The organism is Sulfurifustis variabilis (assembly GCF_002355415.1).
Classification (GTDB): Bacteria; Pseudomonadota; Gammaproteobacteria; order Acidiferrobacterales; family Sulfurifustaceae; genus Sulfurifustis; species Sulfurifustis variabilis.
In genome coordinates, this window is record NZ_AP014936.1 from 2,527,983 (window position 1) to 2,552,123 (window position 24,141).

Annotated in this window: 21 protein-coding genes; 11 read left to right on the forward strand and 10 right to left on the reverse strand. The window is 69.0% G+C overall.

All coding sequences use genetic code 11. From position 1 onward, the window contains the following. Nucleotides 1-102: 102 nt before the first annotated feature. Both SVA_RS12130 and SVA_RS12135 read left to right on the forward strand, forming a co-directional pair. On the forward strand, nucleotides 103-567 hold the full coding sequence (locus tag SVA_RS12130) for a PilZ domain-containing protein (protein ID WP_096461471.1): 465 nt from the start codon (nucleotides 103-105) through the stop codon (nucleotides 565-567). Between the two features lie 25 nt (nucleotides 568-592). Next, on the forward strand, nucleotides 593-1,063 hold the full coding sequence (locus tag SVA_RS12135) for an Rrf2 family transcriptional regulator (protein WP_169924070.1): 471 nt from the start codon (nucleotides 593-595) through the stop codon (nucleotides 1,061-1,063). Between the two features lie 164 nt (nucleotides 1,064-1,227). Here the strand turns inward: SVA_RS12135 and SVA_RS12140 are convergent, their stop codons facing one another. From SVA_RS12140 to SVA_RS12165, 6 genes are read right to left on the reverse strand one after another with little or no spacing between them, the layout of a single operon-like run. Further along, nucleotides 1,228-1,539 carry a Na+/H+ antiporter subunit G gene (locus SVA_RS12140; RefSeq protein WP_096461472.1) on the reverse strand — a complete coding sequence of 104 codons (312 nt, stop codon included), beginning with the start codon at nucleotides 1,537-1,539 and terminating at the stop codon, nucleotides 1,228-1,230. A gap of 9 nt (nucleotides 1,540-1,548) precedes the next feature. Then, nucleotides 1,549-1,818: a K+/H+ antiporter subunit F gene (locus tag SVA_RS12145; protein ID WP_096461473.1), complete on the reverse strand. Its 270-nt coding sequence runs from the start codon at nucleotides 1,816-1,818 to the stop codon at nucleotides 1,549-1,551. Beyond that, a complete protein-coding gene (locus SVA_RS12150) occupies nucleotides 1,815-2,300 on the reverse strand; it encodes a Na+/H+ antiporter subunit E (RefSeq protein ID WP_096461474.1) in 486 nt (161 codons plus the stop codon). The genes SVA_RS12145 and SVA_RS12150 overlap by 4 nt, the downstream gene beginning before the upstream one ends. Further along, a complete protein-coding gene (locus tag SVA_RS12155; protein ID WP_096461475.1) occupies nucleotides 2,297-3,817 on the reverse strand; it encodes a monovalent cation/H+ antiporter subunit D in 1,521 nt (506 codons plus the stop codon). The genes SVA_RS12150 and SVA_RS12155 overlap by 4 nt, the downstream gene beginning before the upstream one ends. Next, complete coding sequence (locus tag SVA_RS12160) at nucleotides 3,814-4,155, reverse strand: Na+/H+ antiporter subunit C (protein ID WP_096461476.1); 342 nt, start codon at nucleotides 4,153-4,155, stop codon at nucleotides 3,814-3,816. The genes SVA_RS12155 and SVA_RS12160 overlap by 4 nt, the downstream gene beginning before the upstream one ends. Continuing rightward, on the reverse strand, nucleotides 4,143-6,953 hold the full coding sequence (locus SVA_RS12165; protein WP_096462939.1) for a monovalent cation/H+ antiporter subunit A: 2,811 nt from the start codon (nucleotides 6,951-6,953) through the stop codon (nucleotides 4,143-4,145). The genes SVA_RS12160 and SVA_RS12165 overlap by 13 nt, the downstream gene beginning before the upstream one ends. 192 nt (nucleotides 6,954-7,145) lie before the next feature. Between SVA_RS12165 and SVA_RS12170 the strand changes: the two genes are divergently transcribed. The 4 genes from SVA_RS12170 to folE2 are packed head-to-tail and all read left to right on the forward strand — an operon-like array spanning nucleotide 7,146 to nucleotide 11,037. Beyond that, nucleotides 7,146-7,403 carry an exodeoxyribonuclease VII small subunit gene (locus tag SVA_RS12170; protein WP_096461477.1) on the forward strand — a complete coding sequence of 86 codons (258 nt, stop codon included), beginning with the start codon at nucleotides 7,146-7,148 and terminating at the stop codon, nucleotides 7,401-7,403. Nucleotides 7,404-7,413: 10 nt separating this feature from the next. After that, nucleotides 7,414-8,292 (forward strand): polyprenyl synthetase family protein, encoded by an 879-nt coding sequence (locus SVA_RS12175; protein WP_096461478.1) that lies wholly within the window; start codon nucleotides 7,414-7,416, stop codon nucleotides 8,290-8,292. Further along, nucleotides 8,289-10,178 carry a 1-deoxy-D-xylulose-5-phosphate synthase gene (dxs, locus tag SVA_RS12180; RefSeq protein ID WP_096461479.1) on the forward strand — a complete coding sequence of 630 codons (1,890 nt, stop codon included), beginning with the start codon at nucleotides 8,289-8,291 and terminating at the stop codon, nucleotides 10,176-10,178. The genes SVA_RS12175 and dxs overlap by 4 nt, the downstream gene beginning before the upstream one ends. A 40-nt stretch (nucleotides 10,179-10,218) precedes the next feature. Then, on the forward strand, nucleotides 10,219-11,037 hold the full coding sequence (gene folE2, locus SVA_RS12185) for a GTP cyclohydrolase FolE2 (protein WP_096461480.1): 819 nt from the start codon (nucleotides 10,219-10,221) through the stop codon (nucleotides 11,035-11,037). Between the two features lie 10 nt (nucleotides 11,038-11,047). On the opposite strand, the gene SVA_RS12190 is transcribed toward folE2, so the two are convergent. Continuing rightward, the gene (locus SVA_RS12190) at nucleotides 11,048-12,610 is read right to left on the reverse strand and encodes a class I SAM-dependent methyltransferase (protein ID WP_096461481.1); all 1,563 of its coding nucleotides are present in this window, start codon (nucleotides 12,608-12,610) and stop codon (nucleotides 11,048-11,050) included. Between the two features lie 104 nt (nucleotides 12,611-12,714). Then, nucleotides 12,715-13,398 carry a retropepsin-like aspartic protease family protein gene (locus tag SVA_RS12195; protein WP_096461482.1) on the reverse strand — a complete coding sequence of 228 codons (684 nt, stop codon included), beginning with the start codon at nucleotides 13,396-13,398 and terminating at the stop codon, nucleotides 12,715-12,717. Here SVA_RS12195 and SVA_RS12200 point away from each other — a divergent pair. From SVA_RS12200 to SVA_RS12220, 5 genes are all read left to right on the forward strand, one after another. After that, nucleotides 13,397-14,095, forward strand: coding sequence for a type 1 glutamine amidotransferase (locus SVA_RS12200; RefSeq protein WP_096461483.1), 699 nt, complete (start codon nucleotides 13,397-13,399; stop codon nucleotides 14,093-14,095). The genes SVA_RS12195 and SVA_RS12200 overlap by 2 nt on opposite strands. Nucleotides 14,096-14,125: 30 nt before the next feature. Then, nucleotides 14,126-15,520: a high affinity choline transporter 1 gene (locus SVA_RS12205; RefSeq protein ID WP_096461484.1), complete on the forward strand. Its 1,395-nt coding sequence runs from the start codon at nucleotides 14,126-14,128 to the stop codon at nucleotides 15,518-15,520. An 8-nt stretch (nucleotides 15,521-15,528) separates the two neighbouring features. Then, entirely contained in the window at nucleotides 15,529-16,458 is a 930-nt protein-coding gene (locus SVA_RS12210) for an ROK family protein (RefSeq protein WP_096461485.1), read from the forward strand. A 158-nt stretch (nucleotides 16,459-16,616) separates the two neighbouring features. Then, nucleotides 16,617-17,108, forward strand: a complete 492-nt coding sequence (locus SVA_RS12215) for a DUF302 domain-containing protein (RefSeq protein ID WP_096461486.1) — start codon at nucleotides 16,617-16,619, stop codon at nucleotides 17,106-17,108. A 181-nt stretch (nucleotides 17,109-17,289) separates the two neighbouring features. Continuing rightward, a complete protein-coding gene (locus SVA_RS12220; protein ID WP_096461487.1) occupies nucleotides 17,290-19,017 on the forward strand; it encodes a proline--tRNA ligase in 1,728 nt (575 codons plus the stop codon). On the opposite strand, the gene SVA_RS12225 is transcribed toward SVA_RS12220, so the two are convergent. Together SVA_RS12225 and relA are read right to left on the reverse strand one after the other, a co-directional pair. Next, on the reverse strand, nucleotides 18,980-21,595 hold the full coding sequence (locus SVA_RS12225; protein WP_148665460.1) for an EAL domain-containing protein: 2,616 nt from the start codon (nucleotides 21,593-21,595) through the stop codon (nucleotides 18,980-18,982). The genes SVA_RS12220 and SVA_RS12225 overlap by 38 nt on opposite strands. A 249-nt stretch (nucleotides 21,596-21,844) precedes the next feature. After that, nucleotides 21,845-24,055, reverse strand: coding sequence for a GTP diphosphokinase (gene relA, locus SVA_RS12230; RefSeq protein WP_096461489.1), 2,211 nt, complete (start codon nucleotides 24,053-24,055; stop codon nucleotides 21,845-21,847). Nucleotides 24,056-24,141: the final 86 nt, after the last annotated feature.

A 24,141-nucleotide genomic window follows, 5' to 3' on the forward strand; every position in this document is an offset into this window, starting at 1 on the left:
AGGGGCAGAACCGCCCCGGTATCAGGGGCGACCCGCCCCGGGGATGCGCTCGCGCTTGCGACAGGGCGACCACGGACAACGGAAGAGACGGAGGAAGCATACATGGGCATGGAAAGGCGCTGGGGAGCACGCAAACCGGTGGAAGTCGATGTGGTCATCGACAACCAGCCGCTGTGCCTGCTGCACGGTCGCATCGGGAACATCAGCATCGGGGGACTCTTCGTCGAGACGGCCGCGGCGAGCCTCCACGCCAACGCCAAGGTCGAGCTCGTACTGCTCCTCCAGGAGCAGGGCGGAACCCGCGTTTACCGCATGCCGGCGCTCGTCGTGCGGGTTGCGGGAAACGGGGCGGGCTTCATGTTCGACCAGTACGACGTCAACGCCTTTCGTACCCTCGTCGCCCTCGTGCTCGACCGCCAGAAGCGGGCGGCCGCCCTGGCGCCGCTGGAAGCCGACAACGATGTCTTGCCGGGACGCCCTAGCGGCCCGGACCGGGGCGACGCGGAGGCGATCGCCGCCGGGTCTGTCGCAGACGAACCGCCGCATCGCGGCGAGTCCACCAACTAACAAAGGAAGAGGTGCCGTTATGAGAATGTCCACGAAAGCCCAATCCGCCGTGACCGCCACCCTGAGCCTCGCGCTGCACTACAAGGACGGTCCGCTCAACGTCGCCGATCTGTCCGAAGAACAGGGGATATCGGTGTCCTATCTCGAACAGCTTTTTGCGTACCTGCGCCGCGGTGGCCTGGTGCAGGGCGTACGCGGCCCGGGCGGCGGCTACATCCTCACGCGGCCAGCGAGCGACATCAGTCTCGCCGACATCGTGGCGGCGGTCGACGGCCCGGCCGAGATCGAGGCGAAGCGCCCGGCGCTCGGTCAGACACACAGCCCGACCGCGGAGATGTGGGACGACCTGAGCAAGGTGTTCTACGACTTCCTCAAAGGCATCACGCTCGAGGACGTGGTGCGCCGCCAGACGACGCAGCACGCAGGTGCGGGCGAAAGCACGGTGTCCGCACAGCCCGAGGCGCGCGCCCACGGCGACAGCGCAAGGCGCATTTGATCCCCGCCCGGCCGGCGGCCTCGCCTTCCACGGCGATCGCCGCCTGCCGGTGGCTGTTCAACCTGCCCTCCGCGGAGCCCGGCTCGAAACGCCGACGGCCTTCGCAGCGAGCAACTCGGGCGATACTCCTCCAGGCGCCCGTCATGCGCTGACTTCCGGGAACGCTACGGTCCGTAGCGCCGCGCCCGCGTGTGCACCCGGAGGTGCGTGGCCGCCTTCGCCAGAAGGTGCGCGCTCACCGGTGCGGTGAGAAACAGGAACAGCGTAATCAGCAGCTCGTGGAGACTGAGCCGTCCGGTCTGCGCGCTGAAATGCACGGCCGAGGCGACCAGGATCGATCCGACCCCCAGCGTCGTGGCCTTCGTCGGCCCGTGCAGGCGCATGTAGAAATCGGGCAGGCGCGCGAGCCCGAGGGATCCGATGAGCGCGAAGACCGCGCCGATCACCAGGAACACCGAGACGATCCACTCCGTCATCTTTTCCTCCTACTCGATGATGTCGCCGCGCAGAATGTATTTGCAGAGCGCGACGGTCCCGACGAAACCGGTCATCGCGATCAGCAGGGCGGCCTCGAAGTACACCGCCGTCCCGAGATAAATGCCGTCGACCATGAGCAGCGCGATCGCGTTGACGTACAGCGTATCGAGGGCGACGATGCGGTCGGTGAGGTCCGGACCGCGCAGCGCGCGCCACAGGTTCAGCAGCGCCGCTATGGCGAGCAGCGCGAACGCGATCGCAAGGGCGGCTTTCATCATTCGAAGATTTCCTTGAGCGGCATCTCGTAGCGCGAGCGGATCCCCCGGATGAGCGCCTCCTCGTCGTCGAGATTGAGAGAATGGACGATAAGCGCGCGCCGGTCGGGCGTCACATCGGCGCTGACCGTGCCGGGCGTCAGCGTGATGATGCTCGCCAGAATCGTGATCGCGTACTCGTTCTCGAGCGCCAGCGGGTAGCGGACGAACGCCGGGTTGAGCCGGTGCATGGGCCCCAGGATCAGGCGCGCGACCACGAGGTTCGCGACCAGGATGTCGAAGGACAGCCGCAGCAACAGCCACGCCAGCAGGAGCGGGCGGCGTACGGGTTGAGACTCCGGCCAGAAAGGACGCGCGAAGCCCGGCACGGCGACGGCGAACAGCGCGGCGAGCAGGACTTGTCCGGGCGTGAGCGTGTTCATGAGCAGCAGCCACAGCACGAACAGGCTGGCGCTGAGGAGCGGATGCGGGACGAGCCGCCTCACGGCGCCACCCCGGCTGGAGCCCCGAGAACGGCGGCGACATAGCCGCCCGGTGAAAGGAGCTGCCCCGCGAGCGCCTGCGCGTACTCGAGCGCCGGCTGCGCGAAGCCGGTGAGGAGCGCGCTGGCCCCGATCAGCGCGACGACCGGAACGAGCTCGACGCGCGCGGCCGGCGCCCGATCCGCCGCCGGCTCCCCCTGCCCGCGCCAGAAGAGCATGCTCCCCGCCCGCGCGAGCGCGACGACACTGAGGATCGCCGTCCCGAGCACGACGCCCCAGAGGGCGTAGCCCGATGCGTTCGGCGGCGCGGCCTGCAGGAGCAGCAGCTTGCCGATGAATCCGCTCAGGGGCGGAACACCGGCGATGCTGACGGCCACGAGAAAGAAGAGCACGCCGTAGAACGCCGGGCCCGCGAGCGGCGGACCCGGCGACAACCGATCGCCGTGGAAGCCGCGCTCGCGCGCGATGAGATCGGCGAGGAGGAAGAGCGCGGCCGCGCTGACGGTGCTGTGGACCATATAGTAGATGCCCGCGCCGATCGCGGATTCGCCAAAGAGCCCGATCCCCGCGAGCATCGTGCCCACCGACGCAATGAGGAGATACGCAGCGAGCCGGCGCAGCTCGGTGGCCGCGAGCGCGCCGACGGTTCCGACGACGGCCGTCGCCAGCGCGAAGGCGAACAGCCAGGGGTCCACCAGGTGAGCGGCGACGCCCGCGCCGGCGCCGAAGACCAGGGTATACACCCGCGCGATCGCATACACGCCCACCTTGGTCATGACGGTGAACAGCGCCGCCACGGGCGCCGGCGCGGCGCCGTAGGCCCCCGGCAGCCAGAAATACAGCGGCAGCAGCGCCGCCTTGGCGGCGAAGACGACGAACAGGAGCAGCCCGGCCGCGCGGATCAGCCCCGCCTGGTCCGGCCCGGCCGAGCCGATCACCCGCGCAAGGTGCGCCATGTTGAGCGTCCCGACCGTGCCGTAAAGCACCGCGACCGCGACGAGAAAGAGCGCGGACGCGGCCAGGTTGTACACGACGTAATGAAAGCCGAAGCGCAGTCGTGCCTCGTTCGCGCGCTCGAGCAGCAGCCCGTAAGACGCGATGAGCAGTACTTCGAAGAACACGAAGAGGTTGAACAGGTCGCCCGTCAAAAACGCGCCGTTCAGGCCCATGAGCTGAAGCTGGAACAGCACGTGAAATCGGAGGTGCGCCCCGTCGCTTCCCTGCGCGGCGTAGACGAGGCACCCCAGCGCGAGCGCCGCGGTCAGCAGTACCATCAGGGCGCTCAGCCGATCGAGCACGAGCACGATGCCGAACGGCGGCGGCCAGGCGCCGAGCGCGTAGACCTCGAACCCCCCGCCGGCCGAGCGCCCGACAAGCTCCACGGCGATGGCGACGAGCGCCGCGGTCGCGAGGAGCGAGAGCACTCTCACACGGGCGATGCCCAGCCGTCCGAGAAGCAGCAGGGCGACGCCGGTGGCGAGCGGCAGCAGGACAGGCAGGATGACGACGTGCGCGGTCAACGCCCGCTCCCCCCCGGCTCCCGACCGTCGACGTGGTCGCTCTCGAGCGTGAGGTTCGCGCGCAGCGCGAGAACCAGCACGAACGCCGTCATGCCGAAGCTGATGACGATCGCCGTAAGCACGAGCGCCTGGGGCAGCGGATCGGCGTAGGCCGTCACCCCAGGCGTGACGATCGGCGGCGCCGCGGTCTGGAGGCGGCCCATGGTGAAGATCAACAGGTTCACCGCGTGGGAGAGCAGCGTGAGCCCGAGCGCCACGCTGAATGTGCGCGCGCGCAGAAGGAGATAGACCCCGCAGGCGACGAGGATGCCGATGCCCGCCGCCATCACGAGTTCCATGTTGCCTCCCGGCTCGCCCGGACCTCCGCGGTCTCGACGTGCACCCGTCCCAGGCGCTCGAGGATCAGCATGACCGCGCCGACGACGGTGCAAAAGACGCCGACGTCGAAGAGCATCGCGCTCGCGAGCTCGATGTCCCCGATCACCGGAAGGTGCAGGTGACCGTGCGCGCTCGTGAGAAACGGCCTTTCGAAGAACCAGCTGCCGAAACCGGTGAGCGCAGCCAGCCCCAGTCCGAGCCCGACCAGGGGCAAGTAGGACAGGCGCATGCGCTGCTCGGTCCAACCCACGCCGCTCGCCAGGTACTGCAGGATCAGGGCCACGCCGGCGACCAGCCCCGCGATGAAGCCGCCGCCGGGCAGGTTGTGTCCGCGCAGAAGAAGATACAGCGAGACGAGCAGCGCGAGCGGCAGCAGCGGGCGCGAGGCCATGGCGAGGATCAGCGGATGACGGTCCTCCGCCCACTCACGGCCGTCGTGCCCGGGACGGTCCGCGACCCGCAAGCGATCCACCATCGCCCAGATGCCGAGGGCCGCGATGGCGAGCACGGTGATCTCGCCGAGCGTATCGAAGCCGCGGAAGTCGACAAGAATCACGTTCACCACGTTCGTGCCCCCGCCGCCCGGCACGCTCTCGCGCAGGAAGTAGCCGGAAATGGTGTCGGCGGGCCGCGTCAGCACCGCCGCCACGAGCGCGAACGCGCCGAGCCCCGCGAGCGCGGCGAGCAGCCCGTCTCGCAGGCGGCGCCCCGGCGCGGAGTCGACCGGCCCGCGGGCGGGAAGGAAGTAGAGCGCCAGCAGGAGCAGCAGGGTCGTCACGAACTCGACCGACAGCTGCGTGAGCGCGAGGTCGGGCGCGGAGAAGCGCACGAAGGCGAGCGCGACCACCAGGCCGACGACGCCGACGAGCACCAGCGCGATCAGGCGCTCGCGGTGCAGCCATGCCGCGCCGAGCGCGGAGGCGACGAGGACCGCCGCGGCGACGAGGCTCACGCCGTCCACGGGCGTGAGGGCGAGGGTACCGAAACCGGCGCCGCCGGACACGAATCCCGCGAGCCCGGCGGCGAACGCCGTTGCGACGAAGAGCGCGAGGTAACGCTGCAGCGAGCCGTTTTCCAGCACCGCCGTGAGACGTGCGGACACCCCGACGGCCGCGTCGACGACCCGCTCGTAAACCCGCCCCGCGTTCACCCGGGGCAGCAGCTCGTCGTGCAGGCGGAACAGGTGCCGCCGCTGCGTGTAGAGCAGCACGCCGCCGGCGAGCGCGATCGCGCTCATGAGGAGCGGCAGGTTGAAGCCGTGCCACATCGCGAGACTGTACGGCGGCAGCGGACCCTGCAGCACCGCGCCGCTCGCCAGGGCGAGCAGCGGGCCGACGGCCAGCGCTGGGGCGAGGCCCACCAGCAGGCAAGCGGCCACCAGCACCTCCACCGGGATCTTCATCCACCGCGGCGGTTCATGCGGAGTGCGGGGCAGCGGTTCGGGAATGGGGTTGAAGAAGACGTCGTGGATGAAACGCGCGGAATACGCGACCGAAAAGAGGCTCGCGAGCGTCGCGAAGGCGGGAAGGAGCCAGCTCGACCGCCCGAGCGCTTCGAGGTGCAGCGTCTCGGCGAAGAACATCTCCTTGCTCAGGAATCCATTCAGGAGCGGGACGCCGGCCATCGCCGCGGCCGCCACCATGGCGAGCACGGCGGTGTGCGGCATATGGCGGAACAGGCTGTGGACGCGGCGCATGTCGCGCGAACCCACCTCGTGATCGATGATGCCGGCGGCCATGAAGAGCGAGGCCTTGAAGGTCGCATGGTTCAGGATATGAAACACGCCGGCGACGGCGCTCAGGCGCGTATCGAGGCCGAACAGCAACGTGATCAGTCCGAGGTGGCTTACCGTCGAATAGGCGAGCAGGCCCTTGATGTCGTGCTTGAAGAGCGCCGTGTAGGCGGCAAAGAGCAGCGTCGCGAGGCCCGCCCCGCTCACCAGGTAGAACCACGCGTCCGTTCCGGAGAGCGCCGGGTGCAGGCGCGCGAGCAGGAACACGCCCGCCTTCACCATCGTGGCCGAATGAAGGTACGCGCTCACGGGTGTCGGAGCCGCCATGGCGGCCGGCAGCCAGAAGTGCAGCGGAAACTGCGCGGACTTGGTGAAGGCCCCGAGCAGCACGAGGATGAGCGCAGGAAGATAGAGCTCGCTCGCGCGGATGATCGGGCCCGAGGCGAGCACTTCGCCGAGATCGTAGCTGCCCACGATCTGTCCGAGGAGCAATACGCCGCCGAGGAGCGCCAGGCCGCCGGCGCCCGTCACGGTGAGCGCCATGCGCGCCCCCTGCCTTGCCTCCGGCTCGGCGTGCCAGTAGCCGATCAACAGGAACGAGGAAAGACTCGTGAGCTCCCAGAAGACGACGAGGAGGATCAGGTTGTCGGCGAGCACGATGCCGAGCATCGACCCCATGAAGAGCAGCAGCAGCAGGTAGAAGCGGCCGAGTCGATCCCGCCTGGGCAGGTAGTAGCGGGCGTACAAAATGATGAGCAGCCCGATGCCGAGGATGAGCAGCGCGAACAGGAAGCCGAGGCCGTCGAGGCGGAACGCGACGGACAGGCCGGCGGCCTCGATCCAGCCGGCGCGCGCCTTGATCAGATCGCCGGCGAAGACGTCCGGAGCGAGCCGCAGGAGCAAGGTGAACGCCAGTGCGGTCACCGCCGCCGCAACCCAGGGCGGCGCGCGACGGCCCAGGCGCGCGGCCCAAAGGGGCAACACGCTGCCCCCGAGGGGGACGAAGACGATCAGGAACAGCTCCAGTGACATCCCGTCGAGCACCGTTCGGTTCTTGTGGATCCGCGGACCGCGACGCGCGAACGCCTCCCCGGGCCGGCGGCCCGGCCACGAGCCGCGCCACGATTCTACCCCAGGGGTATTGTTTGCGATCCGTAACGGGAATTGACGCCGAGGACGGCTCCTTGCTAGGTTTGACCGAGCTTCCCCGTCGAACCCATGTCCCGGAAATCCCCCTCCGCCCTTCCCGACTTCGAGTCCGCGCTCGCCGAGCTCGAACGCATCGTCGAGCGCATGGAAAGCGGCGAGCAGACGCTCGAGGAAGCGCTCGCGGCGTTCCAGCGGGGCGTGGAGCTCACGCGCGCCTGCCAGAAGGGATTGAAGGAGGCGGAGCAGCGCGTGGAGAAACTGGTCCGCGAGGGGAACGAATTCCGGACGGAGCCGCTCGCGGACGACGACGCCCCGCCGGGCGACTGAAAGCCGCGCTTTGACCGCCTTCGACGATACGCTGCAGCGGCTGCAGGCGCGCGCCGAGCAGGCCCTGGCCGCCTGCCTCCCGCCGGTTGCGCCGCCCGCCGCGCGTCTCAAGGAAGCCATGCGCTACGCGGCGCTGAACGGCGGAAAGCGCGTCCGCGCCTGCCTGGTCTACGCGACCGGGACGGCGCTGGGGATTCCGCTCGACAGGCTGGACCCCGCCGCGTGCGCGGTCGAGCTGGTCCACACGTACTCGCTCATCCACGACGACTTGCCCTGCATGGACGACGATGACCTGCGTCGGGGCAAGCCGAGCTGCCATCGCGCCTTCGACGAGGCGACCGCCCTGCTCGCCGGCGACGCGCTTCAGGCACTGGCCTTCGAGATCCTCGCCAGGTGCGAAAGCGCGCGGCGCGCTCGCATGACCGAACGCCTTGCGGAAGCGATCGGCGCCCAGGGCATGGCCGCGGGCCAGGCGATCGATCTGGCGGCCGTCGGCCGCACCCTGTCCGAAGGGGAGCTCGAGGACATGCACCGGCGCAAGACCGGTGCCCTCATACAGGCCGCCGTGATGCTCGCGGCCGAGTCCGCCGAGCCGCTCCCCGCCGGCTGGGCGGCGGCGCTTTCGGAGTACGGCGCCCATGTCGGTCTCGCGTTCCAGATCATCGACGACGTGCTCGATGAGGAAGGCGAGGCCCGCACCCTCGGCAAGACACCGGGGGTCGACCGCGCCCGGGGAAAGCCCACGTACCCCTCGGTCCTCGGCCTCCCGGCCGCCAAGCAACGGGCACGGTCGCTGCGCGATCGCGCGCTCGAAAGCCTCTCGCCCTTGGGGGATAATGGACGGCTCCTTGCCGACCTGGCGAGATACATCGTCGAACGCTCCCAATGACCTCCTCTTCCGAAGCGCCCGGCCTGCTCGACCGCATCGACGGCCCGGAAGACCTGCGGCGTCTCGAGGAGCCGGAGCTCGCCCCCCTCGCCGGGGAGCTGCGGCGCTTCCTGATCGAGACCGTCTCCCGCACCGGGGGCCATCTCGCGGCCGGCCTGGGCACGGTCGAGCTCACGCTCGCGCTGCATTACGTCTACGACACGCCGCGGGACCGCCTCGTCTGGGACGTGGGCCATCAGGCCTATCCGCACAAGGTGCTGACCGGCCGGCGCGCGCGGATGCCGACCCTCCGTCAGAAAGACGGCCTCGCCCCGTTCCTGAAGCGCGACGAAAGCGAGTACGACACCTTCGGTGCCGGGCATTCGAGCACATCGATCAGCGCCGCGCTGGGCATGGCGGTGGCTGCGCGTCGCCAGGGGCTCGATCACAAGATCGTGGCGATCATCGGCGACGGCGCGCTGTCGGCCGGCATGGCGTTCGAGGCGCTGAACAATGCCGGCGACATGGACGCCGACCTGCTCGTGATCCTGAACGACAACGACATGTCGATCTCGCCGAACGTCGGCGCCATGTCGAATTATCTGGCCCGCATCCTCTCGGGCAAGGTCTACACGAGCATGCGCGAGGGCTCGAAGACCGTGCTGTCCACGATCCCGCCGATGTGGGAGCTCGCGAAACGCGCCGAGGAGCACATGAAGGGCATGGTGATGCCCTCGACGCTCTTCGAGGAGCTCGGCTTCAACTACTTCGGCCCGATCGACGGTCACGACCTGCACACGCTGGTGACCACCCTGCGCAACCTGCGCAAGCTCAAGGGTCCGCGCTTCCTGCACGTCGTCACGCGCAAAGGGAAGGGCTACGAGCCGGCCGAGGCCGATCCGTGCGGTTACCACGGCGTGACGCCCTTCGATCCGGCGACCGGCAAGGTCGAGAAGAAGCCGGCGGGCAAGACCTACACGCAGGTCTTCTCGGACTGGCTGTGCGACATGGCCGAGCGCGACGAGCGGCTCGTCGGCATCACGCCCGCCATGCGCGAGGGCTCCGGGCTCGTCGAGTTCGCCCGACGCTTCCCGGACCGCTACTTCGACGTCGGCATCGCCGAGCAGCACGCGCTCACCTTCGCCGCCGGCCTCGCCTGCGACGGCATGAAACCCGTCGTCGCGATCTACTCGACGTTTCTGCAGCGCGCGTACGACCAGCTCATCCACGACATCGCGCTCCAGAACCTGAACGTGCTGCTCGCGATCGACCGCGCGGGGATCGTGGGCGCGGACGGCGCCACCCACAACGGCGCCTTCGACCTCACGTTCCTGCGCTGCGTGCCGAATCTGGTCGTCATGGCGCCCGCGGACGAGAACGAGTGCCGCACCATGCTGGCCACCGGTTTCCTCCACACCGGCCCGGCCGCCGTGCGCTACCCGCGGGGCACCGGCCCCGGTATCAAGGTCGGGCGGGGAATGGGCGTGCTGCCGATCGGCAAGGCCGAGGTGCGGCGCGAGGGCCGTGACGTCGCGATCCTCGCGTTCGGAAGCCTGCTCGCGCCGGCGCTCGCGGCGGGCGAGTCGCTCAACGCGACGGTCGTCAACATGCGTTTCGTGAAGCCGCTCGACGAGGCGCTCGTGCTCTCCCTCGCGCGCACGCACGAGCTGCTCGTCACCGTCGAGGAGAACGCGGTCGCCGGCGGCGCGGGCAGCGCCGTTAACGAGTGCCTTGCGCGCGCGGCGCTCGCTCCCGCGGTGCTGAACCTCGGCCTGCCCGACCGCTTCGTCGAGCACGGCGATCCCAAGCAGCTGCTCGCCGAATGCGGTCTGGATGCCGAAGGCATCCAGCGCGCGATCCTGCGCCGACGCCCCCGCGGGGTTGCCGGTATTCTGGAATCCGCCTAAACTCGACCGCCCTGCTCAACATTTCCCGCAGACCAGCGCCATGAAGCTCAAGACCAAAGCGGAACCGATTCCCATCGCCGACGTGCAGTCCACGCCGGATACCCGGCGCCTGCCGATCGACAAGGTGGGCATCAAGGACATCCGCCACCCGGTGCGGGTCAAGGACAAGACGCAGGGCGAGCAGCACACGATCGCGAACTTCAACATGTACGTGGAACTGCCCCACAACTTCAAGGGCACCCACATGTCGCGGTTCGTGGAGATCCTGAACCAGCACGACATCGAGATCTCGGTCGAGTCGTTCAAGGAGATGCTCTCGGAAATGAGCGAGCGTCTCGAGGCCCGCCGCGGGCACATCGAGATGAGCTTCCCCTACTTCATCAACAAGTCGGCCCCGGTCTCCGGCGTGAAGAGCCTGATGGACTACCAGGTGACCTTCATCGGCGAGATCGAGGACGGCCGGCACGTGATGACGATCAAGGTGATCGTCCCGGTCACGAGCCTGTGCCCGTGCTCGAAGGAGATCTCCGACCGCGGCGCGCACAACCAGCGGTCGCACGTGACGCTCACGGTGCGCACCAACAGCTTCGTGTGGATCGAGGAACTGATCGAGCTGGTGGAAAGCCAGGCGAGCTGCGAGCTCTACGGGCTGCTCAAGCGCCCGGACGAGAAGTACGTCACCGAGCGGGCCTACGACAACCCCAAGTTCGTCGAGGACATGGTGCGCGACGTCGCCGCGATGCTGAACCAGGACGAGCGGGTCGACGCCTTCTGCGTGGAATCCGAGAACTTCGAGTCGATCCACAATCACTCGGCCTACGCGATGATCAAGCGGGACAAGCTCGAGCCCGCCGACTGACTACCCGCTTCTAGCGTGGGTCTGCGAGGACCCCGTGGCGGGCGAATTCCGCCAGCAGGTGCCCGCAGTTCTCCGCTACCGCCCGCCGCAGCGCTTCCTCGTCGGGAAGGGGCGCCCCGACGCTCAGCCGCCCTTCCACGATGTCGCCCGTCATCCGGTCCACGAGCTCGGCTCGCGTCCTCGAACCATCGAGGTACGTGACGAGCCGCACCGCAAAGGCGTCGAGGCCGAGCGGCATGTGCCGCACGGTGGCGAGGTGCCCGAGACCGGCGTCCGCCTGCGCAAGCGCCAACGCGGTCGCCCTCGGCCGGTCGGCGCGCGGACGCGCGAAGCGCTCGGGCGCCATCCTCAATCCCGTGAACTGGCGCAGATAGAGCCCGACCAGCTCGCCGAGGAGATGATCGGTCTCTCCCGCGCTCGGCGCGCCCGCCGCACGATGCCGCGCCTCGCGCGCCAGCGTCCCGAAGTCGACGGCGTCCGGGTAACCTTCGGCGAGCACCGCGAGCGCCGCGCGGGTCAGCGGATGCCGGACGAGGCAGGTTCCTCCGTCGAGCGTGCCGTGGGCCTGTCCGCCGTCGTGAACGACCGGCTCGCGCGGGAGCAGCCGCGCGTAGAACGCGCAGTCCCGGAAACGCTCGAGATCCAGCTCGCGCGCGAGGGCGCGCTCGTCGCGGCAGAGCAGGGTCTGACAGAAGGTGCGCCGCCGCAGGAAGTCCATGTACTGCTCCTGCTCGAGCAGGTCGTCGAAGCGGTCGATGAGCGCCGCCCCCGCCTTCCCCAGCGAATCGGCGAACATCGTGTGCAGCTCGACCTCGCACAGGTACTGCAGCCCGTGAGCCGCCGCCTGCGACATGAACGTACTGAACAGGACCGGCTCGTTCACCTCGGCGAGATACTCGTGATACAGATAGCTCGGATGCTTGACGCGCAGTCGCGCGATTTCCCCGCTCAGCCGACTTGCCGCCGGGTCCGTCTCGTCGCGCAACGCGGTGTCGAGCCGATCGAGCGTGGCGCAGGCAAGTGCGAGCCGCTCTTCGGGCCCGACCGCCTCGCGCACCCCGTAGAGCAGCATGTCGCGCAGCATCGCCCGCTCGCGCCAGCCGGGGAGCGTGTTGTAACTCACGTAGGCGATCCCGTGCGGCGACAGCACTTCGCCGCAAAGCGCAAGCAGCTTCTCCCGCACGGCGGCCGGCGTCCAGGAGTACAGGCCGTGCGCGATGACGTAGTCGAAACGGCCGAGGTCGCCGAGGTCGAGGATGTCGGCCCGTTCGATACGCGCGTTGCCGAGGCCGAGCCTGTCGATGAGCGCGGTTCCGGCGGCAGCCTGCGAGGCAGAGAGCTCGATGCCGAGGAACTCGCTCCCCGGCAGCCGGTACGCCATCGGAATCAGGTTCCCGCCCGCGGCGCAGCCGAGCTCGAGCACGCGACAACGCTCGGGGTCGGCAGGCGCCATGCCAAAGAGAATGCCCTGCACGGCGAGGTTCGCCGGATGGGTCTCGCTGATCGGGAGGCTCTCGTAAGGAACGAGGTCGTAGCTCCGTGCGAGCTCGCGGGCGTCGTCGGGCAGGGACATGCCTTCTCCTCGCTGCTTAATGGACCTCGACGGGCGAGGCCCGGAGGCATTAGAGCACAGGGACAGGCGGTGCAGGAGGGTCGGGCGCGACTGCGGCCGGGGGATCAGTAACGCTGAGTGAGCTCCAGGCGCTGGCCGTCGCGCTTCATGTCGAGGCGGCTCAGGAAGGACATGCCGAGCAGAGCCTCCCGGGGAAAGGTGCCTTCCAGCACGCCGGCGTCCACGCCGTACATCGTGATCGGCCCGAGCTGGACCGAATCGAGCTTGACGGCGTACATCCGCACCACCCCGCTCGCCGTGCTCGCGTAGCCGGCCTGCCCGCGCTTGCGGTAATCGATGCCGAGTCGCGACGCCTCCGCCCCGGACAGCGCGATCGTCGTCGCCCCGGTGTCCACCAGAAAGCGCACGGGCATCCCGTTGATCGTTCCGTCGGCGTGGAAATGGCCGTCCGGCTCGGCAAAGAGCGTCACGGACTCGCGCCCTGTCGGGGCAAAGCTTCCGAGCACGACCCCGAGCGTAAGGGTCTGTCGCTTTCCCGCGAGCTCGATCTCGGCGCGTTCCGTCCGTGTGTCGGTTTCGATCAGTTTCACGCCCTCCGGACTTTCCTCCCCGGCGCTCAGCACGCGTCGGGCTCCGTCGATCACGAGGATCGCCTTGTCCTTGAAGAGGGCCTGCAACGTCACGCGTTCCACCGCCCCAACATGGGGCGCGGCGAGCAGAAACGCGATCGCGGCGGCGAGCCGCACGCGATTCCGCCAGAACGTGCCCGACGCTACAATTTTCCGCATGAAGCCCGTCGCGATCTTCCGTCATGCGGCCCACGAAGGCCCCGGTTACCTCGCCGAGTTCCTCGACCGCCGCGCAATCCCCCGCGTCCTGGTGCGCATCGACCAGAACGACGCCGTGCCTTCCAGTGTAGACCGGTTCTCCGGGCTCGTATTCATGGGCGGCCCGATGAGCGTCAACGACAGCCTGCCCTGGATCCCGAAGGCGCTCGCGCTCATCGGCCGGGCGGTCGAGGCCGACGTGCCGGTACTCGGGCACTGTCTCGGCGGACAGCTCATGGCCAGGGCGCTCGGCGCGACAGTCACCCGCAATCCCGTCAGAGAGATCGGGTGGTTTCCGGTGACGGCGGTCGACGGCCCCGCGGCGCTCGAGTGGCTCGACGGCCTCCCGCGCGAGTTTCCCATGTTTCACTGGCACGGCGAGACCTTCGCGCTTCCACAGGGAGCCGTGCGTCTGCTCGCTTCCGCGGCCTGCTCCAACCAGGCGTTCGTCCGAGGCCCGCACCTCGGGCTCCAATGCCACGTCGAGATGACCCCGTCGATGATCGCCGACTGGGTGCGGGAATCGGACGGGGAGCTCGAGTCGGCGGCTACCGTGCAAAGCGGCGAGGAAATGCTTCGCGATGCACCGGCGCGCACGCAGGCCCTGCACCGGGTGGCGGACGTGCTTTACGGCCGCTGGGTGCAGGGCCTTGCCTGAGCAGCCCCGCGTCGAGCGCGGGGCGGGCACGTGAACGCGATTCTCCTCGGCGTCCTCGGCTATGTCCTGGTCCAGCTCCTGATCGGGGTGGCGCTTTCGCGCCGCATCAAGAACGAGGCCGACTACCTCCTCGCCGGCCGCAGCCTCGGGCTCGGCATCGGGACCTTCACCATATTCGCGACCTGGTTCGGCGCCGAAACCGTCGTCGGTGCGGCGGGATCGATCTACGCGGAGGGGCTTTCCGGCGGCGCCGCCGACCCGTTCGGCTACGGCGCGTGCCTGATCCTGATGGGACTCTTCTTCGCCGCGCCGCTGTGGCGCCGGGGACTCACCACGTTCGCCGACCTGTTCCGGCAGCGCTACTCGGCGAACGTCGAGCGCCTGGCCGTGATCCTGCTCGTGCCGACATCGATCATGTGGGGCGCGGCGCAGATCCGCGCCTTCGGCCAGGTGATCGCCGCCGTCTCCACGTTCGACGTGGAGATCGCGATCACGGTGGCCGCCGGGGTCGTCATCGTCTACACGGTCTACGGCGGCCTGCTGGCCGACGCCTACACCGACGTGATCCAGGGGCTCGCGCTCGTTGCGGGCCTGATCGTGCTCTTTGTCGTGATCCTGGACGAGACGGGCGGGATGACGCAGGCGGCGAGCACGATCGAGCCCCGGCGGCTCAACCCGTTCGCCGGCGCCTCGGCCCTTGCCGTGGTCGAGCAGTGGGCCATCCCGATCTGCGGCTCGGTGCTCTCGCAGGAGCTCGTCGCGCGCGTGCTCGCCACGCGCTCCCCGCAAGTCGCCCGCCGCGCGGCGCTGCTCGGCGGCGGAATTTATCTCTCGGTCGGCATGATCCCCGTGTTCATCGGGCTCGTCGGGGTGTCGCTCCTGCCCGGCCTCGACGAACCCGAGCAGCTGCTCGCAAGGCTCGCGCAGCAGTATCTCCATACCGCGCTCTACGTCATGTTCGCGGGCGCGATCATTTCCGCGATTCTGTCGACGGTGGACAGCGCGCTCCTCGCGGCCTCGGCCCTGATGTCCCACAACCTCGTGGTGCCGCTCGCGCCGGCGATCAGCGAGGCGGCGAAGGTGCGCGTGGCGCGGGCCGGCGTCATGGTCTTCGGTCTGATCGCCTACGTGCTCGCCCTCTACGCCGAAGGCGTGTATGCGCTCGTCGAGGAGGCCTCCGCGTTCGGCAGCGCCGGCGTATTCGTCGCCGCGCTCTTCGCCCTGTTCACCCCGTTCGGAGGCGCGAAGAGCGCGACGGCCGCGCTGCTCGCCGGCGTCGCGAGCTGGGTGCTCGGCGCCTACGTGCTCGAGCTCGACGTCCCGTATCTCGTCTCGCTTGCCGCGGCGCTGTTGAGCTACGTCACGGTCGCCGTGCTCGAGGGAGCAGGGGCGAAACGGCCGGAGAGCGAAACGAAAGAGGCCTGAAGAGACGCATGTACCGTATCGGCATCGACCTCGGCGGAACGAAAACCGAAGGCATCGTCCTCGACGACGCCGGCCGCGAGCTCGCCCGGGAGCGGCGGCCCACGCCCGCGGCGGCGGGATACGATGCCATTCTCGGTGACGTCGTCTCGCTCGTGCGCGATCTGGAGGCCCGGTGCGGCCCGTGCTCGGTCGGCGTCGGCACGCCCGGGGCGATCTCGGCGCAGACCGGGCGTCTCAAGAATTCGAACACCATCTGCCTGAACGGTCAGCCCATTCTGGCCGACCTCGAGCGCCTGCTCGCCCGGCCGGTGCGCGTCGCGAACGACGCCAACTGCTTCGCGCTCTCCGAGGCGCTCGACGGAGCCGCGCGCGGAGCGCGCGTCGTCTTCGGCGTGATCCTCGGCACGGGGGTCGGGGGTGGCATCGTGATCGACGGCCGTCCGATCGAAGGCCTGCAGCGCATCGCCGGCGAGTGGGGGCACAACGTGCTCGAGCCCGACGGCCCGCCGTGTTACTGCGGCAAGCGCGGCTGCGTGGAGACTTTCCTTTCGGGTCCGGGCTTGACGCGCGATTACGCGTCGCACGGCGGGGAGCCGGACGTTCCCGCGACGCGTATCGTCGCGCGGGCCGGGGCCGGTGAGGCGGCAGCGCGCGCCGCGCTGGAACGCTACCACGATCGCTTCGGGCGGGCGCTCTCCGTCGTGGTCAACATCCTCGACCCGGACGCGGTGGTGCTCGGCGGCGGGATGTCGAACATCGACTCGCTCTATACGGCCGGTCGCGCTCGCCTGGGGTGCTACGTCTTCTCCGCGCACGGCACGGAAAACCCGCCGGAGGGGAAACGCGGCGAAGCGCTGCGCACCCCGATCCTGCGGCACGTTCACGGCGACAGCTCCGGCGTGCGCGGCGCGGCACTGCTCTGGTCAGCGCGGAAGTGAATACCGGGAGATCCGGGGCCAAGCCCGTGCGAGCGCCGAGCCTATGGCACGCGCGGGAGCGCAGGCGCACGAAGCAAAGGCGCGCCGCATCGCCTTTCCGGGCGACCTCCGCGCTATACTTCGCTCCTCCCGCAGAGCAATAACCACCGGAGGATCTCATGTTGCGCACCTCGCTGACCGGGCTCTTCATCGCGGCGATTCTCTCCGCGCCGGCTGTCGTTCGTGCCGGGGGCCCGACTCCCGGACCGATCGCGCGATACGCCGTCGAGGGCGAGTTCGACATCGTCAGGGACGACGTGCTGCTCGCCATTCAGGGCCGAGGTCTGGTGGTCGACCATACCTCGCACATCCACAACATGCTCGAGCGCACCGGCAAGGACCTCGGCACGACAAAAACCGTTTTCCGCCAGGCCGAGGCCTACTCGTTCTGCAGCGCGGTCGTCTCGCGCAAGATGATGGAGGCCGATGCGCACAACATCGCCTTCTGCCCGTACGTCATTACGGTGTACGCGCTGCCGAACGAACCGAAGCGGGTCTATGTCGCCTTCCGTCGGCCGACCGCGGTCGGCAGCGAGGCCTCGAAGAAATCGCTGAAGGCCGTCGAGGACCTGCTGGACGGAATCGTGCGCGAAGCACTTAATATCAAATAACTTCCGACTCCCCCTCTCCCGCTTGCGGGAGAGGGCAAGGGGTGAGGGTTCTCAAACTCTCTTCCAACTCCCGCTCTCCCGCGCACTCCGGGAGAGGCAAGGGGTGAGGCTCCTCCCCCGCCTGCGTTTCACCGGCCGCCCTCCTCGCTTATACTGCGCGGGCTTTTCACCCCGGTATCCCATGCGCACCTCCCAATACCTGCTTGCCACCGTCAAGGAGACGCCCGCCGACGCGGAGGTCGTCTCGCACAAACTCATGCTGCGCGCCGGCCTCGTTCGAAAGCTCGCGGCCGGTCTCTACACCTGGCTCCCGATGGGGCTGCGCGTGCTGCGCAAGGTGGAGCGGATCGTGCGCGACGAAATGGACCGCGCGGGCGCCCAGGAAGTGCTCATGCCGGCGGTGCAGCCGGCCGAGCTGTGGCAGGAATCGGGGCGCTGGGAAAAGTACGGCCCCGAGCTGCTGCGCCTCAAGGACCGCCACCACCGGGAGTTCTGCTTCGGCCCGACGCACGAGGAGGTCATCACCGACCTCATTCGCCGCGAAATCAAGAGCTACCGTCAGCTGCCGGCGAACTTCTACCAGATCCAGACCAAGTTCCGCGACGAGATTCGCCCGCGTTTCGGCGTCATGCGGGCGCGCGAGTTCCTGATGAAGGACGCCTATTCGTTCCACGCCGACGTGGCGTCGCTGGAAGAGACCTATCGCGTGATGTACGAGACCTACTCGCGCATCTTCGCGCGCCTCGGGCTGGCGTTCCGCCCGGTCGAGGCCGACACGGGCGCGATCGGCGGATACGCCTCCCACGAGTTCCACGTGCTTGCCGATTCCGGCGAGGACGCGATCGCGATCTGCTCCAACTGCGATTACGCGGCGAACGTCGAGCTCGCGCCCGCGCGGGCGCCGGTCGGCAAACGTCCCGCGCCCGCGCAGCCGATGCAGGCGATCGACACGCCCGGTCAACACACCATTGACGAGGTGAGCCGGTATCTCCAGGTGGACGCCTCGCGCACCGTCAAGACGCTGCTCGTGCGCGGCACCGGCGGAGTCGTCGCCCTCGCGCTGCGCGGCGACCACGAACTGAACGCCGTGAAGGCCGAGAAGCTGCCGCAGGTGGAAAAGCCGCTGCGGTTCGTGACGCCGGCGGAGGTCGAGCTCGCGGCCGGGTGCGAGCCGGGCTCCATCGGGCCGGTCGGACTCCGGGTCGCCGTGATCGCCGACGAGGCGGCCGCGCGCCTCGCCGACTTCGTCTGTGGCGCAAACGCCAACGGCCGGCATCTCGTGAACGTGAACTGGGGCAGGGACCTGCCCGAGCCCGAGGTCGCGGACCTCCGAAACGTCGTCGCCGGCGATCCCTGCCCGGCCGACGGCTGCCAGGGAACGCTTTCGATCCGCCGCGGGATCGAGGTCGGGCACATCTTCCAGCTCGGGACGAAGTACAGCGAAGCCTTGCAGGCGACCGTGCTGGACGAAGGCGGGCGCGCGGTCGTGATGCCGATGGGCTGCTACGGCATCGGCGTCTCGCGCGTGGTCGCGGCCGCCATCGAGCAGAACCACGACGAGCGCGGCATCCGCTGGCCGGACGCCATCGCCCCTTACCGGGTCGCACTCGTCCCGATCGGTTACCACAAGTCGCCGGCGGTGCGTGAAGCGGTCGACCGGCTCTATGCCGATCTCCGCGCGGCCGGACACGAGGTGTTGCTGGACGACCGCAACGAGCGCCCGGGCGTGATGTTCGCCGACATGGATCTCATCGGCATACCGCACCGGCTGGTGCTCGGCGACAAGGGTCTCGCGAACGGCACGATCGAGTACAAGGCCCGGACCGCGGAGGCGGCGCGCGAGCTGCCGCTCGCCTCGCTCCTCCCCGAGCTCAAGCGCCTTTTCGCGAACCCCGCTGCCCCCGGCTGACCGAGGGCACACCGCGCGGCAGGTCCAGGGTCGCCTGCAGCGCTTCGTCGAGCGGCACCGGCCGGCAGATGACGTTGCCCTGGGCGAAGTCCACGCCCATCGCGCGCAGCCGCTCCAGCACTCCCGGGTGCTCGACGTACTCGGCGATCGTCTCGATGCCCATCACGTGCCCGAGCTGGTTGATCGACTCGACCAGCGCGCTGTCGATCGGGTCGTTACCCATGTCGCGCACGAAGCTCCCGTCGATCTTGAGGAAGTCCACCGGGAGGTTCTTGAGGTACGCGAAGGACGACAGGCCCGAGCCGAAGTCATCGAGCGCGAATCGGCAGCCGAGCTGCCGCAGCTCGGTCATGAACTGCTTGGCCTGGGCGAAGTTCGCGACCGCGGCCGTCTCCGTGAGCTCGAACGACAGGCGCGACGGCGCGATCCCGCTCGATCCGATTTCGCCTCGGACGAACTCGAGAAAGCCGGGCTCGCACAGCGAGCGGCCCGACACGTTGACCGCGCAGTCGAACGGCTCGGCTCCCTGCGCGTCGCGCTGCCGCATGCGCGCGAGCGTCGTTCCGATCACCCAGCGGTCCACGGCCGCCATGAGGTTGTAGCGCTCGGCCGCGGGAATGAACGCCATCGGCGGCACGAGCCCGCCGCCTTCGTCGACCAGGCGCACCAGGATTTCATATCGCACCGGTCGCGACGCGTCCTGCAGCGCCACGATCGGCTGCGCGTAGAGCAGCAGGCGGTCCTCCTGGACCGCGTTCGAGAGGCGCTGTGCCCACCGGATCTCGTTGCGATGCCGGGTCAGCGCGGTGTCGTCGAGCTGGTGCACGTACACGCGATTGCGGCCGAGGTCCTTCGCCACGTAGCAGGCGGCATCGGCCGCGCTCAGTACCTCGACGGCGCTCGCGCTGTCCTTGCCGATTTCGGCGAGCCCGATGGACGCGCCCACGTCGAAGCGACGGTCGCCCCACACGAAACGGAAGTCGCTGATCGCCCTGCGCACGTGCTCGGCCAGCTCGCGCGCGCGCTCGAGGCCGCATCCCTCAAGCAGGATGCCGAACTCGTCGCCTCCGAGGCGCGCGAGCGTGTCGTTCTCCCGGATCATCGGTTTGATGAGCGCGGCGAGCTGGCGCAGCAACTGGTCCCCGGCCACGTGGCCGCAGCTGTCGTTCACCACCTTGAACTGGTCCAGGTCCAGGTAACACAGCACGTGGCGGCGCGCGCCGCGCTTCGCCTCCTCGAGCGCCTGCTCCAGCCGGTGTTCGAACTCGCGGCGGTTGAGCAGCCCCGTCAGTGCATCGTGGGACGCCTGGTAGGAGAGCTGCCGCGCGAGGTGGCGCATCTCCGTGACGTCGCGGATGGCGAGCACGACGCCGGCGACCCGACCGCTGCGGTCGCGTATCGGACCGGCCGAGTGCTCGATCGCATACTCGCGGCCGTCGGCACGGCGCAGCGTGTGCGCTCCCGCCGAGGTCACGATGGCGTCACGCGCGAGACATTGCCCGACGAGATCCGTCAGCGTCTCACCGCCCGTCTCGTCGAGGACGGCGAAGAGTTCGCCCAAATGCCGCCCTTCCGCGTTCTCGCTTGCCCACCCGATCAGCCGCTCGGCGATCGGGTTCAGGTACTCGACGCGGCCGTTCACATCGGTCGCGATCACCGCCTCGCCGATCGAGCGCAGCGTGACCATGAGCCGCTCCTTTTCCTCGAACAGCGCCCGCTGGGCGCGCTTGAGCTCCGTGATGTCGCGTACGGCCACGACCCGCAGCTCGCGCCGCTCGTAGGGAAACGCCCGCGCCCGAACCTCGGCGACGAAGGTGGTTCCGTCGCGGCGGACGACCTCGATCTCGAGGGGTTGCTCGGTCGTGGCCGCGAAGCGCGACATCACCAGATCACGCGACGATGGCGCGGCGAGCTCGAGCATGTGCGCCCCGATGATCTCGTCGAGCGGGTAACCGAGCATGTCGGCGAGCGCCTGGTTCGCGTCCAGGATCACCCCCTTGTCGTGGATCGCGATACCCTCGAAGGCGGCCTGCGAGAGATTGCGGTAGCGGATCTCGCTCTCGCGCAGCGCCTGGTCCGCCTCCCTCTGGCGGGAGAGATCCCGGATCGCCTGGAGCACCCCGATCGGCGCCCCGTCGGCGTCGCGCAGGATGCGCACGATGATCTCGATGGGCTTGTGCAGCTTGTTCCAGGGATCGGTGGCCTCTTTCACGAACACGGCGTCGCGCCGGTCCCGGCGGGCCTGGCATACCGGGCAGGGCGTCTCCTCGCGCCCGCCGTGCACCAGTTCGACCACGTTCCGGCCGATCGCCTCCTCCGGGCGCTGCCCGATGTAGCGGAAGAACGCCTCGTTCCCGCGCACGAGGTTGTCGTCGAGGTCGATGAGGTAAAGCGCTTCGTCCGCGAAATCGAGCGCGTACCGCCACTCGGCCTCCGCGCGCGCGAGAATCGCCTCCTTGGCCTTGAGGCGCGTACGCAGCCGGGCGAGGGCGTAGACGCTCGCGCCCAGCGCAACGGCGAGCGCGAACGCGAGCCACGCGATCAGCGCGACTGCGCTGGGAGACGGGTCGGCACCCATCAGGCCGGCGGGCAAGACGGCGCGAGGCGTGCGCGCGCCCGGGGAGGCATCGGCGAAATCTCCATCCACTCTCGGTAGTTGTTATGTGCAGCCAACGGGCGCACCTCCATCGGCCTTGGATCAAGTTTAGATCACGGGAGCCCGCATGGCGGGTCGCGCAGCCCGCGGCCGGGGATGCGCGACTTCAAGGAAGGCATTAACTATGGGAGCTAAGTGGCGTGGCCGCGCCACACCGGCACGAGCGGTGGACTACTGGATCTTCCGGTGCACCTCGGCGACGTTCGGGATCTGGTCGATCAGCGCCAGTACCCGGGCGAGCGCCCCGAGGTCGGGCACCTCCACGGTGAACGTCATGCGCGCGACGTGCTGGCCCTTGTCGGTCAGCGTATTCACGGCGAGGACATTGACGCGCTCGTTGGCGAGCAGGGCCGTGATGTCGCGCAACAGCCCCGCGCGCTCGTAGGCCGTGATCTCGATGTCGACCGGGTAGGTACGCCCGGCCTCCGCACCCCAGCTGACCTCGATGAGCCGCTCGTCGGTCTCGCCGTGATGCCGAAGCGCGTTCGGACAGTCGCGCCGGTGGATGGTGATGCCGTGGCCGCGGGTGATGAAGCCGACGATGGGATCGCCCGGCACCGGGTTGCAGCAACGCCCCATGCGCGTCAGCAGATTGCCGACGCCGAGGATCGTGACGCCGGCGGGCGGCGCCGCGCGCACCGGCGCGACGGCCGGCAGCGGCCGCTCTTCCTTCGGTCGCAGCTCCACGATCTCCTGGAGTCCCGACACGATCTGCGACGGCTTGACGTCGCCGCGCCCGATGGCCGCAAGGAAGTCGTCCACCTTGGCGAAGCCCGACTTGTGCGCCAGCCGCTCGTAGTTCACGTCGTCGAGCCCGAGGCGCTGGAACTCGCGCTCCAGCACGTTGCGCCCGTCGGCCACGCTCACCTCGTAGTTCTGCAGGCGGAACCACTGGCTGACCTTGGACCGCGCCTTGGAGGTGCGCAGGTAGCCGAGATGCGGGTTCAGCCAGTCGCGCGACGGCCCGCCCTCCTTCACGGTCAGCACCTCGACCTGCTCGCCGGTCTTGAGCGCGTACGTGAGGGGCACTATGTGGCCGTTCACCTTGGCGCCGCGGCAGCGATGCCCCACGTCGCTGTGTATGGCGTATGCGAAGTCGAGCGGCGTCGCGCCGGCGGGCAGGTCGATGACCTTCCCCTTCGGCGTGAAGACGTAGACCCGCTCGCTGAAGACCTCCGACTTGAACTGGTCCACGAAGTCGGCCGCCTCGGCCACCTCGTCCTTCCATTCAAGCAGGGTCCGCAGCCAGGCGATCTTCTTGTCGAAGCTCTCGTCGGGGCGCAAGCCCTCCTTGTATCGCCAGTGGGCGGCGACCCCGAGCTCGGACTGCTGGTGCATCTCGTGCGTCCGGATCTGCACCTCGACGGTCTTGCCCTCCGGGCCGATCACGGCCGTGTGGATGGACCGGTAGTTGTTTTCCTTGGGCGTGGCGATGTAGTCGTCGAACTCGCCCCGGATATGGTTCCAGAGCGAGTGCACGATCCCGAGAGCCGCGTAGCAGTCGCGCACCGTGTTCACGAGCACGCGCACGGCGCGCACGTCCGTGATCTGCTCGAAGGTCTTGGCCTTGCGCCGCATCTTGCGCCAGATTCCGTAGATGTGCTTCGGGCGCCCGGTGACTTCCGCCTGGATGCCCGCCGCCACGAGCTCGCGCGATAACCGGTCGACGAACCCGGAGATGTAGCGCTCGCGATCGCTGCGCTTCTCCGCGACCATCTGCGCGATCTGCTTGTAGGCGGCGGGCTCCAGATAACGGAAGGAGAGGTCCTCCAGCTCCCAGCGGAGCTGCCAGATCCCGAGGCGGTTGGCCAGCGGCGCGAAGACGTCCATCGTCTCGCGCGCGATGCGCACGCGACTTTCCTCGGACAGCGAGCCGAGCGTGCGCATGTTATGCAACCGGTCGGCGAGCTTGATCAGCACGACGCGGACGTCCTCGGCCATGGCGAGCAGCATCTTGCGCAGCGACTCCGCCTGCGCGTGCTCGCGGCGGCTGCGGGTCTCGGTACCGCGGTACTCCTGGATCACGTCCATCTTCGTGACGCCGTCGACCAGCGCCGCGATTCGCGGCCCGAACTCCCGCGCGACGTCCTCGAGGGTCGCCGGCGTGTCCTCGACCACGTCGTGCAGGATGGCGGCCGCGATCGTTTCGTGATCGAGCTTGAGCTCGGCGAGGATCCCGGCGGCCGCGAGCGCGTGCGTGAAGAAGGGCTCTCCCGAGACCCGGGTCTGTCCGGCATGCGCACCCTCGGCGAAGCGGCAGGCCCGCCGGATCACCTCGATCTCCGCCTCGGGGCGCCCGGCGGCGAGGGTGGCGAGCCAGGCCTCGACGTCCGCGGCGCGGTCGATCGGGCTTCCGGCAAAGGGGCGGGTGACGCTGACCATGCGTCCATTATGGGGGCCCGGGCCTGCGGATTAAACGCGCTCCCGGGCGGGGCGGCCTCTGCGCCCCCGCTGGCGGCAGGCGGCCG